At 48.3% G+C, this 12,588-nt stretch carries 14 protein-coding genes and 1 tRNA gene; 9 read left to right on the top strand and 6 right to left on the bottom strand.

Going from position 1 to position 12,588, the window contains the following annotated elements; all coding sequences use genetic code 11:
* The first annotated feature begins 9 nt into the window (after positions 1 to 9).
* Positions 10 to 1,038: a type I glyceraldehyde-3-phosphate dehydrogenase gene (gene gap, locus B3A20_RS10245; protein ID WP_290764362.1), complete on the top strand. Its 1,029-nt coding sequence runs from the start codon at positions 10 to 12 to the stop codon at positions 1,036 to 1,038.
* Positions 1,039 to 1,221: 183 nt separating this feature from the next.
* On the opposite strand, the gene B3A20_RS10240 is transcribed toward gap, so the two are convergent.
* Together B3A20_RS10240 and B3A20_RS10235 are read right to left on the bottom strand one after the other, a co-directional pair.
* Positions 1,222 to 2,022, bottom strand: a complete 801-nt coding sequence (locus B3A20_RS10240) for a hypothetical protein (protein WP_290764360.1) — start codon at positions 2,020 to 2,022, stop codon at positions 1,222 to 1,224.
* 15 nt (positions 2,023 to 2,037) lie between these two features.
* Positions 2,038 to 3,051, bottom strand: coding sequence for a hypothetical protein (locus tag B3A20_RS10235; RefSeq protein ID WP_290764358.1), 1,014 nt, complete (start codon positions 3,049 to 3,051; stop codon positions 2,038 to 2,040).
* A 129-nt stretch (positions 3,052 to 3,180) separates the two neighbouring features.
* Here B3A20_RS10235 and B3A20_RS10230 point away from each other — a divergent pair.
* The 4 genes from B3A20_RS10230 (at position 3,181) to B3A20_RS10215 (ending at position 6,643) form a co-directional block, all read left to right on the top strand.
* Positions 3,181 to 3,253: transfer RNA gene (locus B3A20_RS10230), tRNA-Lys, on the top strand.
* 46 nt (positions 3,254 to 3,299) lie between these two features.
* Entirely contained in the window at positions 3,300 to 4,418 is a 1,119-nt protein-coding gene (locus B3A20_RS10225; protein WP_290764356.1) for a DegT/DnrJ/EryC1/StrS family aminotransferase, read from the top strand.
* 54 nt (positions 4,419 to 4,472) lie between these two features.
* Positions 4,473 to 5,771: an O-antigen translocase gene (locus B3A20_RS10220; protein ID WP_290764353.1), complete on the top strand. Its 1,299-nt coding sequence runs from the start codon at positions 4,473 to 4,475 to the stop codon at positions 5,769 to 5,771.
* Positions 5,771 to 6,643 (top strand): glycosyltransferase family 2 protein, encoded by an 873-nt coding sequence (locus B3A20_RS10215; protein ID WP_290764349.1) that lies wholly within the window; start codon positions 5,771 to 5,773, stop codon positions 6,641 to 6,643. The genes B3A20_RS10220 and B3A20_RS10215 overlap by 1 nt, the downstream gene beginning before the upstream one ends.
* Positions 6,644 to 6,697: 54 nt before the next feature.
* Here B3A20_RS10215 and B3A20_RS10210 read toward each other — a convergent pair whose 3' ends face one another.
* Genes B3A20_RS10210 through B3A20_RS10200 form a run of 3 tightly spaced genes read right to left on the bottom strand, consistent with a single transcriptional unit; the run spans position 6,698 to position 9,281 of the window.
* Complete coding sequence (locus tag B3A20_RS10210) at positions 6,698 to 7,804, bottom strand: hypothetical protein (RefSeq protein ID WP_290764346.1); 1,107 nt, start codon at positions 7,802 to 7,804, stop codon at positions 6,698 to 6,700.
* Positions 7,801 to 8,766: a glycosyltransferase family 2 protein gene (locus B3A20_RS10205; protein WP_290764343.1), complete on the bottom strand. Its 966-nt coding sequence runs from the start codon at positions 8,764 to 8,766 to the stop codon at positions 7,801 to 7,803. The genes B3A20_RS10210 and B3A20_RS10205 overlap by 4 nt, the downstream gene beginning before the upstream one ends.
* A complete protein-coding gene (locus B3A20_RS10200) occupies positions 8,766 to 9,281 on the bottom strand; it encodes a hypothetical protein (protein ID WP_085490219.1) in 516 nt (171 codons plus the stop codon). The genes B3A20_RS10205 and B3A20_RS10200 overlap by 1 nt, the downstream gene beginning before the upstream one ends.
* Before the next feature lie 116 nt (positions 9,282 to 9,397).
* Here B3A20_RS10200 and B3A20_RS10195 point away from each other — a divergent pair, with 116 nt between their 5' ends.
* The 4 genes from B3A20_RS10195 (at position 9,398) to B3A20_RS10180 (ending at position 11,662) form a co-directional block, all read left to right on the top strand.
* Positions 9,398 to 9,958: a hypothetical protein gene (locus B3A20_RS10195; RefSeq protein WP_290764338.1), complete on the top strand. Its 561-nt coding sequence runs from the start codon at positions 9,398 to 9,400 to the stop codon at positions 9,956 to 9,958.
* An 11-nt stretch (positions 9,959 to 9,969) separates the two neighbouring features.
* Positions 9,970 to 10,458, top strand: coding sequence for a hypothetical protein (locus B3A20_RS10190; RefSeq protein WP_290764335.1), 489 nt, complete (start codon positions 9,970 to 9,972; stop codon positions 10,456 to 10,458).
* Positions 10,459 to 10,722: 264 nt separating this feature from the next.
* Positions 10,723 to 11,322 (top strand): superoxide dismutase, encoded by a 600-nt coding sequence (locus tag B3A20_RS10185; protein ID WP_290764332.1) that lies wholly within the window; start codon positions 10,723 to 10,725, stop codon positions 11,320 to 11,322.
* 124 nt (positions 11,323 to 11,446) lie between these two features.
* Positions 11,447 to 11,662 (top strand): hypothetical protein, encoded by a 216-nt coding sequence (locus B3A20_RS10180; protein WP_290764329.1) that lies wholly within the window; start codon positions 11,447 to 11,449, stop codon positions 11,660 to 11,662.
* Between the two features lie 97 nt (positions 11,663 to 11,759).
* On the opposite strand, the gene B3A20_RS10175 is transcribed toward B3A20_RS10180, so the two are convergent.
* On the bottom strand, positions 11,760 to 12,278 hold the full coding sequence (locus B3A20_RS10175) for a hypothetical protein (protein WP_290764326.1): 519 nt from the start codon (positions 12,276 to 12,278) through the stop codon (positions 11,760 to 11,762).
* Between the last annotated feature and the right edge of the window lie 310 nt (positions 12,279 to 12,588).

The following is a 12,588-nucleotide window of genomic DNA, read 5'->3' as shown; positions in this document are numbered from 1 at the left end:
GATCCAATAATGGCTCTCAAACTCGGTATTAATGGTTTCGGTCGTATCGGCCGTATGGTCTTCCGCGCTGCTGTGGAAAACTTCTCCAAGGACATCACTGTTGTCGGTATCAACGACCTTCTCGACGCTGACTACCTCGCATACATGCTCAAGTATGACTCCGTCCACGGTCAGTTCAACCACGACATCAAGGTCGAAGGCAACTTCCTCATTGTTGACGGCAACAAGATCCAGATCTTCGCTGAAAAGGATCCGACCAACATCACTTGGGGCGCTCTCGATGTAGACGTCGTTGTTGAATCCACTGGTTTCTTCCTCACCGAAGAACTCGCTTCTGCTCACCTCAAGGCTGGTGCCAAGAAGGTCATCATGTCTGCTCCGTCCAAGGATGCAACTCCGATGTTCGTCTATGGTGTTAACCACAAGACCTACGCTGGTCAGAAGATCATCTCCAACGCTTCCTGCACCACTAACTGCCTCGCTCCGATCTCCAAGGTTCTTGACGAAAAGTTCGGCATCGTCCGTGGCCTCATGACCACCGTTCACGCTGCAACTGCTACTCAGAAGACCGTTGACGGCCCGTCCAAGAAGGACTGGCGCGGTGGCCGTGGCATCCTCGAAAACATCATCCCGTCTTCTACGGGTGCTGCAAAGGCCGTGGGTAAGGTTCTCCCGCAGCTCAATGGCAAGCTCACTGGTATGTCTCTCCGCGTGCCGACTTCCGACGTTTCCTTCGTTGACCTCACTGCTGAACTCAAGAACGCTCCGGCTGCTGACAAGGATGCAGCATACGCAGCAATCTGCGCTGCTATGAAGGAAGCTTCTGAAGGCGAACTCAAGGGCATCCTCGGCTACACCGAAGACGCTGTTGTTTCTACCGACTTCCGCAACAATCCGTGCACTTCTATCTTCGACGCCAAGGCCGGTATCCAGCTCGACCCGACCTTCGTGAAGGTCTGCTCTTGGTACGATAACGAATGGGGCTACAGCAACAAGGTTTGCGAAATGGCTCGCGTTATCACCAACTACAAGGGCTAATTAAAGTTTAACTAGTGTTAGTGGTGTGGGCGTAACCGCCTAAAAGCAAATTGTTTCCCACACCTCCGCTAAAAAGCTTTTGGACCTCGCCACTCGGCGGGGTTCTTTTTTTTTGCGCCGGAGGCGCAGTATACGATTGTTTTTGTTTGTCATGTCCGACATCGATCGGGCATCGCCCTCTCGTTAATGACTAGTCACTTCTTTTAGAAAATCGGCCTTGAGTTTGGAGAGGAGTGTTGCCGCTTCGCGCTTGGCTTTACGCTCTTTGCGGTTGCACAGTAGCGTCGGGATGACGCTTGGATGGTGGAGGGCGAATGGCAATGATGCTTCGAATCCGAATGCTTTGGATAAAATAATCGCAACCGATTTTAGGTTGTCCATTCCTGTTAATTTGTTCGTTCCTTTATGGACGTGTGCGCTTTCGTTGCTTCCGTTTCCTGTGACGGCCACAGCTTCGTCTCCTATTGCTTGTGCCACTAGGTATGGCACGGAGAACATCTTGCCACCGGCATGCATCATGCGTAGCGTGAAATCGGCAAGGCGCATGGCTGGCGGGAGTGTCATGTCAAAACCGCCTGTGCGCTGTATAATGCGTCTTGAAAATACGGCAAGGAATGGATGCGGTGCTGCCACATAGCGCAACGGAGCGTTCTCGTCAATTTCAATAAAACCTGAACCCTTGGATGCAGGCTTTAACAGATATCCGCCTAAAAAATTTCCTTTGTCAGTACGGATGCGTGGCGCAAAAGCATCTACCATCGGGAATCCGTCCGTGACTTCGGCGACGTTGTTCAAAAAATTGCGGTCAATCCTGATGCTTGGATGCGTAAAAACAACCCATTCGCCTTCAATTTCGTCGAGATGCTTGTTCCAGTCGTTTGTATAAAACCAGCCGAGTTCGTCGTCCGTGAATGGTGGTTGGGGAAGTGCGCCTCGCGTTTCGTCGTAGTTTTCGCTGAAAACAAAAACGTCAAACTGTCGCATGGAGTCTAGTTCCTGCTAAAATTCTACGCGGAGGCCAATCCTGTGCTCATAGCCGAGATCTTCGGCAAGGTACGAAAATGCGTAGTCAAAGGCGAACAGCTCCGATGAGTATCCGAGACCAAGGCTGAATACGCGCCCTTCGTTTGTCTCGTCGGGCCTACTAGAAGAATTGGCCAGTTCCTTGATGTCGCGTGAAATGTCTAGCCATGTACGAGTAAAGCCTGCGCGGATGCGGAAGAATTCGCCGAGCGCATATTCGGCACCGAGGTTCAGGTCCGGTTCTGCATAGCGCGGAAAGTCTGTTTCTGCAAACAATGTCAAGCGCGGTACGCTGCGCGGCCTCATAAATCCGCCGATTGCAAATGTCTGCGCCAAGTTGTAGGAGTCATCAGCGTCTTCCTTCAGATAACCGCGGAGCATCGCACCGAAGTCTCTTGCAACAAATGAAAAACCATAGTTCTTGGTGTCAGACATCCAGGTTAGGCCCCAGTCAAATGCTGCTACCAATGCTGCCTGGTCTGTGGCATCTCCCGTCATTTTATCCGAAGCGAACTTGAGGGTTGCTCCTACGCGAATGTGTTTCATCGGGTAAGCTACAGACAATGTGGTAAGTTGGCTAAATGGCTTGTACTCGCTGCCGTTTTCTTCGCCATTTTCGTCATAGCCGACGATGGTCCCGTAGGATTGCCAGTTGTACGAGAACTGCAAGATGAATTTTTCGTACTGCGTTGTGTAAGAAAGCGTTCCCACGTTGCTTGCCATTTCGCCTGTTTGCCAATGAGCTTCGGCGACGCGTTTTTTACCTTCGGTCATCACGAGTGCAGCCGGGTTTAGCTGAACTACCGACGGGTCAGTAGAGGGCAGTGCCGATGCCGACTTCTCGAGAGCGGCATTGCGCGGGCTGTCAAATGTAGAAAGGAACGAAAAAACTTCTTGGCCTGCATCGTGCTTAGAAAAATAGCCAAAATCAGATGCCGGACACGCGATGGCGAGAGCCGCTATTGCAGATAGTTTTTTCAGTAAATCCATGGTGTAAATTTATAAAAAGTCAGCGCGATGATTGGCATTAAATGTGCAAGGTGGATGTTTTTTTTTTAATTATTGGCTGTTCTTATGCCTTTACAATAAAAAAAAGTTTTTTTATATTTGCCCTTGCTCGGGCTACTAGCTCAGTTGGTAGAGCAACGCCCTTTTAAGGCGTGGGTCGAAGGTTCGAGCCCTTCGTAGCTCAGTAATCGGTTCCGTTTAGCGGAGCCGATTTTTTTATATTGGAGTTTATGGCAAAAGTTCCCTTTCTCGATCTCAAGAGTTTAAATGCCCCATTCATGGATTCCCTGAAAGAAGCAGCGGCATCCGTTGTGGAATCGGGTTGGTATATCCGTGGGCATTTTTGTGAATGTTTTGAACAGGCGTTTGCTGAATATTGCGGTGTGAAGCACGCTGTAGGGGTGGGGAATGGACTCGATGCGCTGACCCTTATGTTGCGTGCCTCGATGGAACTGGGGCGCTTGCATGAAGGCGACGAAGTTCTGGTGCCTTCAAATACGTTTATTGCGACAGTTCTTGCTGTGAGTGCCGCAGGGCTCAAGCCAGTGCTTGTGGAACCTGCCGAAAATAGCTATGACATGGATCCGAAGCGCATAAAAGAATCCTGCGGTGCGCGGACTCGTGCTATTCTTATGGTGCATTTGTATGGACGTCTTTGTGCGGTAGACGAAATTTGTGAATTTGCAAATTCGCGTGGCTTGCTTGTTTTTGAGGATAGCGCTCAGGCGCATGGAGCCCGCTTGCGCGATGGGCGTTGTGCTGGCTCGTTTGGTTCGGCGGCCGCATTTAGCTTTTATCCGACAAAGAATCTGGGAGCGTTTGGCGATGCGGGCATGGTCCTTACGAATGATGCCGATGTCGCAAATATGGTGCGAACCCTTGGCAATTACGGTTCCGAGCGCAAATACGTGAACAAGTTAAAGGGCGTGAATTCTCGCCTGGACGAGATGCAGGCGGCTCTTTTGCTTGCGAAACTTCCGCATTTGGATGAATCTAACGAACGTCGTCAAGAAATTGCGGCCCGCTATTGTTCCGAAATCAAGAACCCGAATGTCCTGTTGCCCGAAATTCCGCAGTCGCCGTCGGAGCATGTCTGGCATGTATTTGTAATTCGCTTAAAGAGCGAAGATGCCCGCAACGAAATGCAAAAGTACTTGACGGCACATGGCATTGAAACGCTTATTCATTATCCGATTCCTCCGCATTTGCAAGAGGCTTATGCTCATGAGTTTAGTGGCGAGTATCCGATTGCAGAAACGATGGCGAAAACAGTCCTTAGCATTCCGATGAGTCCCGTGATGACGGACGATGAGGTCTCTGAAGTGATTGGGACGATTAATGATTTTTAAAATATGCGAAAAAGCAGATGCCCGCTCGGAGGCGGGTATGACAAAGTAGTGGACATGAAAAAATCTGAACAAGTGAATTTTTGGAAAGCGTTTATGGGCTCTGGAATGGTGACGTTCCTGAATGCGGTTCGTGTTTTTGTTGTAAACAAACTGCTTGCAATTTTCCTTCCGCCGAGTGCGTTTGCGTGTGTCGGACAGTTCATGAACATTATGACGATGGGGCAGGCGACCTCGTCCTTGGCGCTCCAGAACGGCTGGGTGAGTCTCTCGGCTCAGAACAAAAACAACTTGGAGCAGTTGCGTGGCGTGTGGCGCGGCGGTTTTCGTCTGACAACATTTGCTAGTATTTTCACTTTTGCGCTTGCGCTTGTGCTCTGCTTTACGCTCCCGCTAGAAACATTTTTCCCGGGCATTCATCCGCGTCTTGTACAGGCGGCGATTATTTTTGCGTTGCCGGGAGTTTTTGCGACAAATATCATTACGATTACTGCATCCGTGATGAATGGGCTTGGGCATTACCGCCGTTGGGCGCTCATCAACATGGTGTCATCGCTGTGGCAAATGTTATGGGTTGCATTTTTCCTTTATTCCGGGCGCCTGAGCGTGCTTTCGATTGTGGCAACACAGTCTGTAATTGCTGGAATTTTTGCAGCGCAAATAGCTTCGCGGGCGGGCTTTAGCTTGAGCGAAATTCGCAAGACGGCTTTGGACATTCGCGCGCCATGGATCTCGTATGCGCTGATGGGAATTGTACCGATGCTATTGTCGCCTGTGGTGCTCACGTTTATGCGACAGACGGTTGGTGATAATTTGGGGTGGGATGCTGCTGGTATTTGGCAGGGAATCTGGAAAATATCTGATTTCTTGACGGCATTTTTCTCGGCTATTCTCGGTGTTATCATCTTGCCACGGGTCTCTGCGAAAATGACGAAATCAGAATTCTGGGGGATGTTCCGGCCGATTCTTGTAAAGGCGATGGCTCTTGCGCTTGTGGCTGTCGTAATTCTCTATTTGGGGCGTTCGCTTTTGGTCGCCGTGATGCTTTCGTCTGCGTACGCTGGCGCCGCCGATTACATGTTTATGCAGTTGCTAGGCGATTTTTTCCGCGTGGGCGGTTGGGCGCTTGGGCTTGTGCTGATTGCCCGCCGTGAAACGAAAAAATTCCTGGTGCTAGAAATTTGTTCAGAATTGGTTCTTGCAAGTTCCGCCTATGCTTTTATAAAGCTCTATGAATTTAATGGCCCGATGATGGCGTATGCGCTAGAAAACTTCTTGACGTTAATGGCATCGCTTGTGCTTGTTTGCCGTTTGGAATGGTCAAAAACTCCTAGCGTAAAATCGGAGGCGAAATAATGGCGCCGAAAGTTTCCGTAATCTTGCCTAGCTACAATCATGAACAATATGTTGAAGCTGCCGTCCGTTCTGTAATGGAACAGTCAGGTGTTGATTTTGAGCTGATTGTCATTGACGACGGAAGCAAGGACCGTACCCCTGAAATTCTAAAGCGCTTGGCTGATGAACTGAAATTCACGTACATCCATCGTCCAAACAAGGGCGTTGTTGCTACTCTAAACGAAGCTCTCGAACTTGCACAAGGCGAATACGTGTGTTCTTTTTCATCAGACGATATCATGCCGCCGGACAGACTCAAAAAACAGAGCGACTTCCTTGATGCGCATCCGGATGCCGCGGCGTGCTTTGGTCAGATTGTTCCGCTGTATGACGATGGTTCGTTGGGCGAGATGGATGTTCGCTATTTGCGAAGTGCTCCGCAGGTGACTTTTGAGGAATCTTTTCTTGGAAAAAAAGCTTTGCATGGCTGCGGTGAAATGTTTGTTCGCGAGAAAATTCTTGCGATTGGCGGGTATGATAAACGCTATTTTTTTGAAGATTATCCTTTATATCTAAAAATCCTTTATAATTACGGCCCGCAACCTGTTTCAAAGGATTTTGTTTGTTGCTATTATCGTGAACATGGCGATAACCTGCATTTGGATCACGAACGGATTTTTCGAGAAATTATTCGCATTTTGTCCGAAAATTACAGCGCACATCCACTGTACAAAAAGGCTGTTCGCGCATGGAAGGCAAACTGGTTTTCTGCCGTTGCAGTACAAAGTAAACTTGAGGCGCTTCGCCTGATTCCGAAGGTGATTTCTTTGTCCCCCCGATTCTGGATGCGTTTGCCCAAGCTTTTTATCCCCAAAATATTCCTCAAATTCTAATTACGCTGTCATGCCCCACTTGATGGGGCATCTCCTTTTTACGTAGCGAAAAATCTATTCTTCAACAATCTCGTATGGCACATGTCCGAGCAGTGCTGCGTATTTCGGGAAATTTGACGGATACGTCTTGTATTTGCGATTGTGGTAGAGTTTCGCTTTTGATGCTTTTGAAATAAGGAAAAATTCCGTGAACGCTTTTAAGTAATCTGTAGCGTTTTTGGAATTGTTGAAATCGATGTGGATGCTCTTGCCCTTGACTGTAATGACATTCGGCAATTTCTCCGCTTCTGCAAGGAACGTCGGACTGTCCGCCGTTACAAGCATTTTACTTGTTCCATAGACGAGAGGGGGATGCCCGCTCACCGGCGGGCATGACAATGTTGCATCCGATCTGTCATGCCCCACTTGATGGGGCATCTCCTTCCTCAAAACATTCATCGCTGCAATCATCAGCTTGCGCTTGCCTTTCTCTGGCAATTCCTTAAACGTGAATTCCTTGAAATCCCCAAGCTTATTCTGGAAGCGGAACGAAATCGAGGTGTAGCTTTCGCCTAGCGATTCGCGGTAATGCAAAAGCTCTTGTTCCAAAATTGGCGAAGGCTTGAAAAGTTCGTTGAAATAGTCTGCAAATTTTTCGCCGACTGTATCCACGCATGAGTAAAGATGGAACTGCCTGTGCTTTGAATCGAGTTGCCTTTCCAGCGCAGAATCGTTGTTGAAGTCTTCACGGTAAAGTAGTACGGGCTTGGCAATTTCGCAATTGCGGCTTATCTCGTGTTCGTCAATAATCCAGTCAACGTTGTTCGGCTGCAAAATTTTTTGCAGTTCAAATGGCGAGGTGTGATAAATCTTGAAATCGAGATTGTGATCGGATGCGAACTTGTAGGCGCTTGCCATTCCGCGCAGACGGTCTGTAAGTCCACCATGCATCCATTTGCCGTCTGCCATGAATATCAGAGTTTGTTGACAGGCGTGATGCTCGCCAATTTCGCGTTGGTCCGCAATATTATGACGTTCGCTAATTTCGTGATTTTCCTCGTATCCGTCTTGCAAATGCCTTAGCTCGATTCCTCGCCGAATTAAATAGTCGTGAACGCGCTCTTCTCCGAGAACGTGCCGCGCTATGCGGATAACGACTTCTTTTGGCGTCAAAGGAATCACGCAATGCCTTTCTTCAAAAATTTGAGGAACAAAAAGCGGGGAAGGTACGAAAGCAAAATAGCCATGCGGTTGCGCATGCGAATTCTCAAATCAAAAAAAGAACCCAAGCGGTATTTGCGAATGTGCGCCAAAGCTCTCTTTCGGCAATCTGCAAATTTTTCGGAGTCTTCCACACGCATTAGAACGCTAAAACAGGCACTCACAAGCGTATTCCGGGCGGCTTTGTAAAGCGGCTTGGAATGTGATTTCATTTTGTCAAAAACGTTTTCAGCAATGTCTAAAAGTTGTGCTGTCTTTTGATTTGCAATTTGCAAAGAAAGTTCGCTTCCCTGACGCTTGCGATAATAATAGAGCTTAGTCCTTGTTGTAGCAACTTTATTTGCACTCAGCAGAATGTCTGGAATGACGGCGAGGTCTTCAAAAATTGTGCCGGCGGGGAATAGTCTGTTTTTCCAAAGCTCTCTTTTATACAACTTGTTCCAAGCGGAGTAGTCCGGCAGGGAATCTTGGTACAGCGCGATTCTTGCGGCTTCTTCTGCGGTGAGCAATTTGGAAACAGCTGTGTTTGGCGTGTTTCCGTCGGCGACATAATTCTCGTCGATGACTTGGCTTGCACAGCAGACAATGTCTGTCTGGTGCAGTTGTGCAATAAAGAACAGTGTTTCTAGAAAGTTCGGTGCCACGCAGTCGTCGCTATCGATAAACGTGACGTAATCGCCTTGCATAATCTTGAGGCCGGTGTTGCGCGCTTCTGATGGGCCCTTGTTCGGTTGCCCGATAAGCTTGAAACGTGCATCGGATGAGGCGTAACTGGCGGCAATTCGTGCACATTCGTCCGTCGAACCGTCATTGATAACGATTGCTTCAAAATCCGTAAAAGTCTGTGCGACGAGGCTATCAAGGCAGTCCTTGATGTATGCCTCGGTGTTGTACATGGGGATGATGACGCTTATGGCTGGCATTATTTGCCTTCGCCCTCTTTTGTTATGCCTTGAATCACTTCGACCCAGCCGGCACGAACAAATGCTCCTGCCTGCACAAGATCGTTTTGCGCCTTCTCGTATGCCTTGAGAATGTTGTTGTATTCCGAAACGTCGCGTATCATTTTCACATCGTGGTGAAGCTTCTTTTCGAGCATGTCCTGCTTCCACTGGGCAACATCGGCAAGGCACTTGCAAGAGGTGTCAAAGTTGTCTAAATAAGCTGGCACGGTGTCGAGAAACGTCTTTTCGTACGGCTTAGCTTTGGACTTCGCTTCCTTGATGAGCGCTTTTTGCGAAACCACGTTCTTGCGCAGTTCGTCCATGAGCCTTACAATACGGACAAAATCCACCTGCGGCCAAATAAGGCTGAACGGCCACATCTTTTTCCAGTGGAATTTGAAAATGGATTCGTGCGCGGTATTCTTGGCACGCATCATTTCCTTGAGGTTATTGTAGATAATCTGGGAGGGTAATTTGGAAATATCTTCGCTCATACGAGAAGAATATAAAAAATAGGCGCGTAAGTGCTCTATTTTTACTTTAAATTTGCTTGATTTTTTTAAATTAAAGTTTAGATTGTTTCTGAAACGACTTTTTCTAAAGGAATACTATGGATAAAAAGAAAATGAAGATCCTCGTCGTGGCTGACGTTGTCATCCTCGTCGCTCTCATCGTTATCTTGATGACGCTCAAGGGCGGCTATGAGGAACAGGCAAAACGCACTGCAAACGAACAGGAATCGGCTTATTTGGAAAAGAATACTCAGGTTCTCGTGGAACAGTGGCGTTCTGTGGACCAGTACAGCATGGCATGGAAGCTCGTTTACACCGTTCTTTCGGGTGCAAAGAGCGAAGCCGCATTCAAGAGCGCTCTTGCTACTATTGAATCCGACAAGGATGCTCGCTTCAAGCAGATTTCTCACCTTTACACAGGCGCTGGTATTAACGATGCTGTGCAGAACGGCATTTACGAAAAGGCTGGCCTTGCCGAAGGTACGATCCTCCTCAAAAACGAAAAGGGCTCTAAGGAAGTCGCTTGCGGCAAGAATTGCGTAGTGAAGTTCAGCTATGCCAAGGGCAAGCTCAAGAACGTCGACTACAGCGCTTTGGTCCAGTACAACCTTGCAAACAGCCTTAAGATTGAAAAGCCGGCTGAATACCATTTCGAATAAGGGAGAACGTCATGAATTTAAAGAATATTTCCATTGCACTTACCGTTCTCGTCTTTGGCGTTATTGCCATGCTTTTCATGCAGAAGGGTAACTATGTGAACCAGGCTAGGGAACATTACGAAGCCACGACAAGCAAGTCCTTCAAGGGTAATTCCATGGTACTTGAATTGGTGAACAACGGCATCGAAATGAACAAGTCCACGTGGGCCATTGCTTGCGGAGCTCTCCAGACTGTGAAAACATCCCAGGACATGGCTAGGCTCGAAGCCAAGTTCTTCCCGGCAACAAAGGGCAACATGAGCCTTGCAAACAAGACTCGCCGCTTTGAAGCAAGCTCGGCAAACGTCATTGTCGCTAACTTCGCCAAGGTCGAAGAAGACAAGAAAACGGGCGTGAAGAGCCTTGCTGACCTCCAGTCTGTGGACGTGAGCGTCTTGCTCGGCAATTACGCAGCCGCTGCTGCCAGCGAAGAAGACTCAGACGAAGGCGACGAAGAATAATCGTCTTTAGTCATCCCCGAGTTGTGCCCGCCGGAGCCTGTGCTGAGTGCAGTCGAAGTAAGCGGGCATCTCCTTTATGCAGTTATCCCGGCCTCTGTGCTAATATTGTCATGCCCGCCTCCGAGCGGGCATCTCCTGTTTAATAGAGCATTCTCCTATAATATGGAATAATAGTTTCTTACTTTTTTGATACGATAGTGCGCTAGACGAGTATATATTTACTTTGAGCAATGATAAAAACTATCCAAAAAAGGAGGGTTCTTCATGTTTGAACCAGTCAATGGAAAATTTGAAATGCCAGTGCTTCCGTACGGGATGGCTGATTTGGCTCCTGCATTAAGCCAGGAGGCGATGCTCTTTCATTTTGGCAAGCACTTGCAGACTTACGTGAACAATTTGAACGCTGCACTTCCTGGGAGCGCTTTTGAAGGCAAATCGCTCGAAGAAATCGTAAAGACAGCCGATGGGGGCGTGTTCAATAACGCTGGGCAGATTTTGAACCATGCTATGTACTTTTTGCAGTTCAAGGCACCGACGATGAACAATGTCCCGACGGGTGAAATTGCAAAGCTGATTGCTCGCGATTTCGGAACTTTCGAAAAATTCCAGGAAGATTTCCAGACGAAGGGCGCTGGGCTTTTTGGCTCAGGTTGGGTATGGCTCTCGACGCTAGATACGGGCAAGCTTGTGATTACGCAAGAGGGCAACGCCCAGAACCCGATTACCAAGGGACTCAAACCGCTCCTCACGTTTGATGTGTGGGAACACGCCTACTACATCGACTACCGTAACCGCCGTCCGGATTACTTGAAGTCGCTGTGGAGCATTGTCAACTGGGATGTTGTGAACGAACGTCTTGGCTAAAAAATCATAAAAAACAAGAATCGCACGGGGTATCCCGTGCGTTTTTGTCGTTCATCTTCGAGGCTTGATACCCCTGCATGTCATTCCCCTAACGGGGCTTGACAGCTGCGGCTCGGCAATAAGAATGAGTATACTCATTCTTGCTGCTCTCGCCTTGCGTGTCATTCCCCTAAAGGGGTCTGACTTGTTCGCTTCGGATATAGAAACATGCAAGCATGTTTCTGCATCACTCGGCTCCTTTGTCATTGTGCAAGCACATGACTCGGCGGGCATCAAATGCGAGTCCACAAGTGGCCTCTCGCTTGATTCCCTTGCGTGTCATTCCCCTAACGGGGCTTGACAGCTGCGGCTCGGCAATAAGAATGAGTATACTCATTCTTGCTGCACTCGCCTTGCGTGTCATTCCCGCCTTGAGCGGGAATCTCTATTTCTAATTTTTATTGCCTCGGCGGCATTTTCGGCAGCACTAGCTTCATGATAATCGGTACGAACACCATAATCAGCACTTGCGCTACGACAAGGCAGACCACCTGCGAAAAAACGAACATCGCAAGGAACGGCGGCTTGTGGCTTTCGGGCATCATCGTGAAGTACACAAAGCAGACCATGGCTGTCGTGATTAGTGGTGTGTAAATCAAGTTGGATGCAAGCGATTCCACAAAATGCGCCTTTGGCGTACGCGGTTGCAGATGAAACTTGCGGGCGAGAGCCGCGTTCACCTTGGGAATTGGCACAAAAAGGCCAATCGCAAAGCTAATGACAAAGCTCAAGGCAAAACATTTTAAGAATCCAATGACGATTGCGATTGTTGGCATCTCAGGTGGGTGTTCTGCCATCAGTTGACCGGTCAGCGAAAGTCCGAAGCTCATCAATAGCGCCATGATAAATGCAATTTTCAGCCCTACCTTTCTCATTTGTTTTTGAACTTCTGCTGAGTGGATGTTCTGTTCTTCCATTTTAATCTCCATACCCTAAAATTTGATTTTCTCCGTTTTGGTTGTCATGCCCGACGTGATCTCTTTGCTCACTTAGTGCTTTGACGCTTTGCGTCAGCATCTTCGGCTCAATCATGACAGTCTGCAAGCAGCCTGTCGCGACACTCGCCTTGAATGCAACTAGCACTTATGTGAGCATGATCCGCGAATGGGGAGTGCATCTCCTTAAGGAGCCGTTTCTATAATATATCATCTTTCTAGCTAAAATGTAAAGAAAAACAAGCGTAGTTTGTCAAAATTCTAATAAAAAATGTAATTTGTTATGGTCCGC

Origin of the sequence: Fibrobacter sp. UBA4297 (assembly GCF_002394865.1) — a bacterium.
Taxonomy (GTDB): domain Bacteria; phylum Fibrobacterota; class Fibrobacteria; order Fibrobacterales; family Fibrobacteraceae; genus Fibrobacter.
The sequence above is the reverse complement of the archived record's forward strand: the minus strand, read 5'-3'. Positions and strand labels throughout refer to the sequence as shown.

What these genes read in the sequence shown, in the direction of transcription:
- gap (WP_290764362.1), top strand. Translation starts at nt 10, where the DNA reads ATGGCTCTCAAACTCGGTATTAATGGTTTCGGTCGTATCGGCCGTATG.
- B3A20_RS10240 (WP_290764360.1), bottom strand. Translation starts at nt 2,022, where the DNA reads ATGCGACAGTTTGACGTTTTTGTTTTCAGCGAAAACTACGACGAAACG.
- B3A20_RS10235 (WP_290764358.1), bottom strand. Translation starts at nt 3,051, where the DNA reads ATGGATTTACTGAAAAAACTATCTGCAATAGCGGCTCTCGCCATCGCG.
- B3A20_RS10225 (WP_290764356.1), top strand. Translation starts at nt 3,300, where the DNA reads ATGGCAAAAGTTCCCTTTCTCGATCTCAAGAGTTTAAATGCCCCATTC.
- B3A20_RS10220 (WP_290764353.1), top strand. Translation starts at nt 4,473, where the DNA reads ATGAAAAAATCTGAACAAGTGAATTTTTGGAAAGCGTTTATGGGCTCT.
- B3A20_RS10215 (WP_290764349.1), top strand. Translation starts at nt 5,771, where the DNA reads ATGGCGCCGAAAGTTTCCGTAATCTTGCCTAGCTACAATCATGAACAA.
- B3A20_RS10205 (WP_290764343.1), bottom strand. Translation starts at nt 8,766, where the DNA reads ATGCCAGCCATAAGCGTCATCATCCCCATGTACAACACCGAGGCATAC.
- B3A20_RS10200 (WP_085490219.1), bottom strand. Translation starts at nt 9,281, where the DNA reads ATGAGCGAAGATATTTCCAAATTACCCTCCCAGATTATCTACAATAAC.
- B3A20_RS10195 (WP_290764338.1), top strand. Translation starts at nt 9,398, where the DNA reads ATGGATAAAAAGAAAATGAAGATCCTCGTCGTGGCTGACGTTGTCATC.
- B3A20_RS10190 (WP_290764335.1), top strand. Translation starts at nt 9,970, where the DNA reads ATGAATTTAAAGAATATTTCCATTGCACTTACCGTTCTCGTCTTTGGC.
- B3A20_RS10185 (WP_290764332.1), top strand. Translation starts at nt 10,723, where the DNA reads ATGTTTGAACCAGTCAATGGAAAATTTGAAATGCCAGTGCTTCCGTAC.
- B3A20_RS10180 (WP_290764329.1), top strand. Translation starts at nt 11,447, where the DNA reads ATGAGTATACTCATTCTTGCTGCTCTCGCCTTGCGTGTCATTCCCCTA.
- B3A20_RS10175 (WP_290764326.1), bottom strand. Translation starts at nt 12,278, where the DNA reads ATGGAAGAACAGAACATCCACTCAGCAGAAGTTCAAAAACAAATGAGA.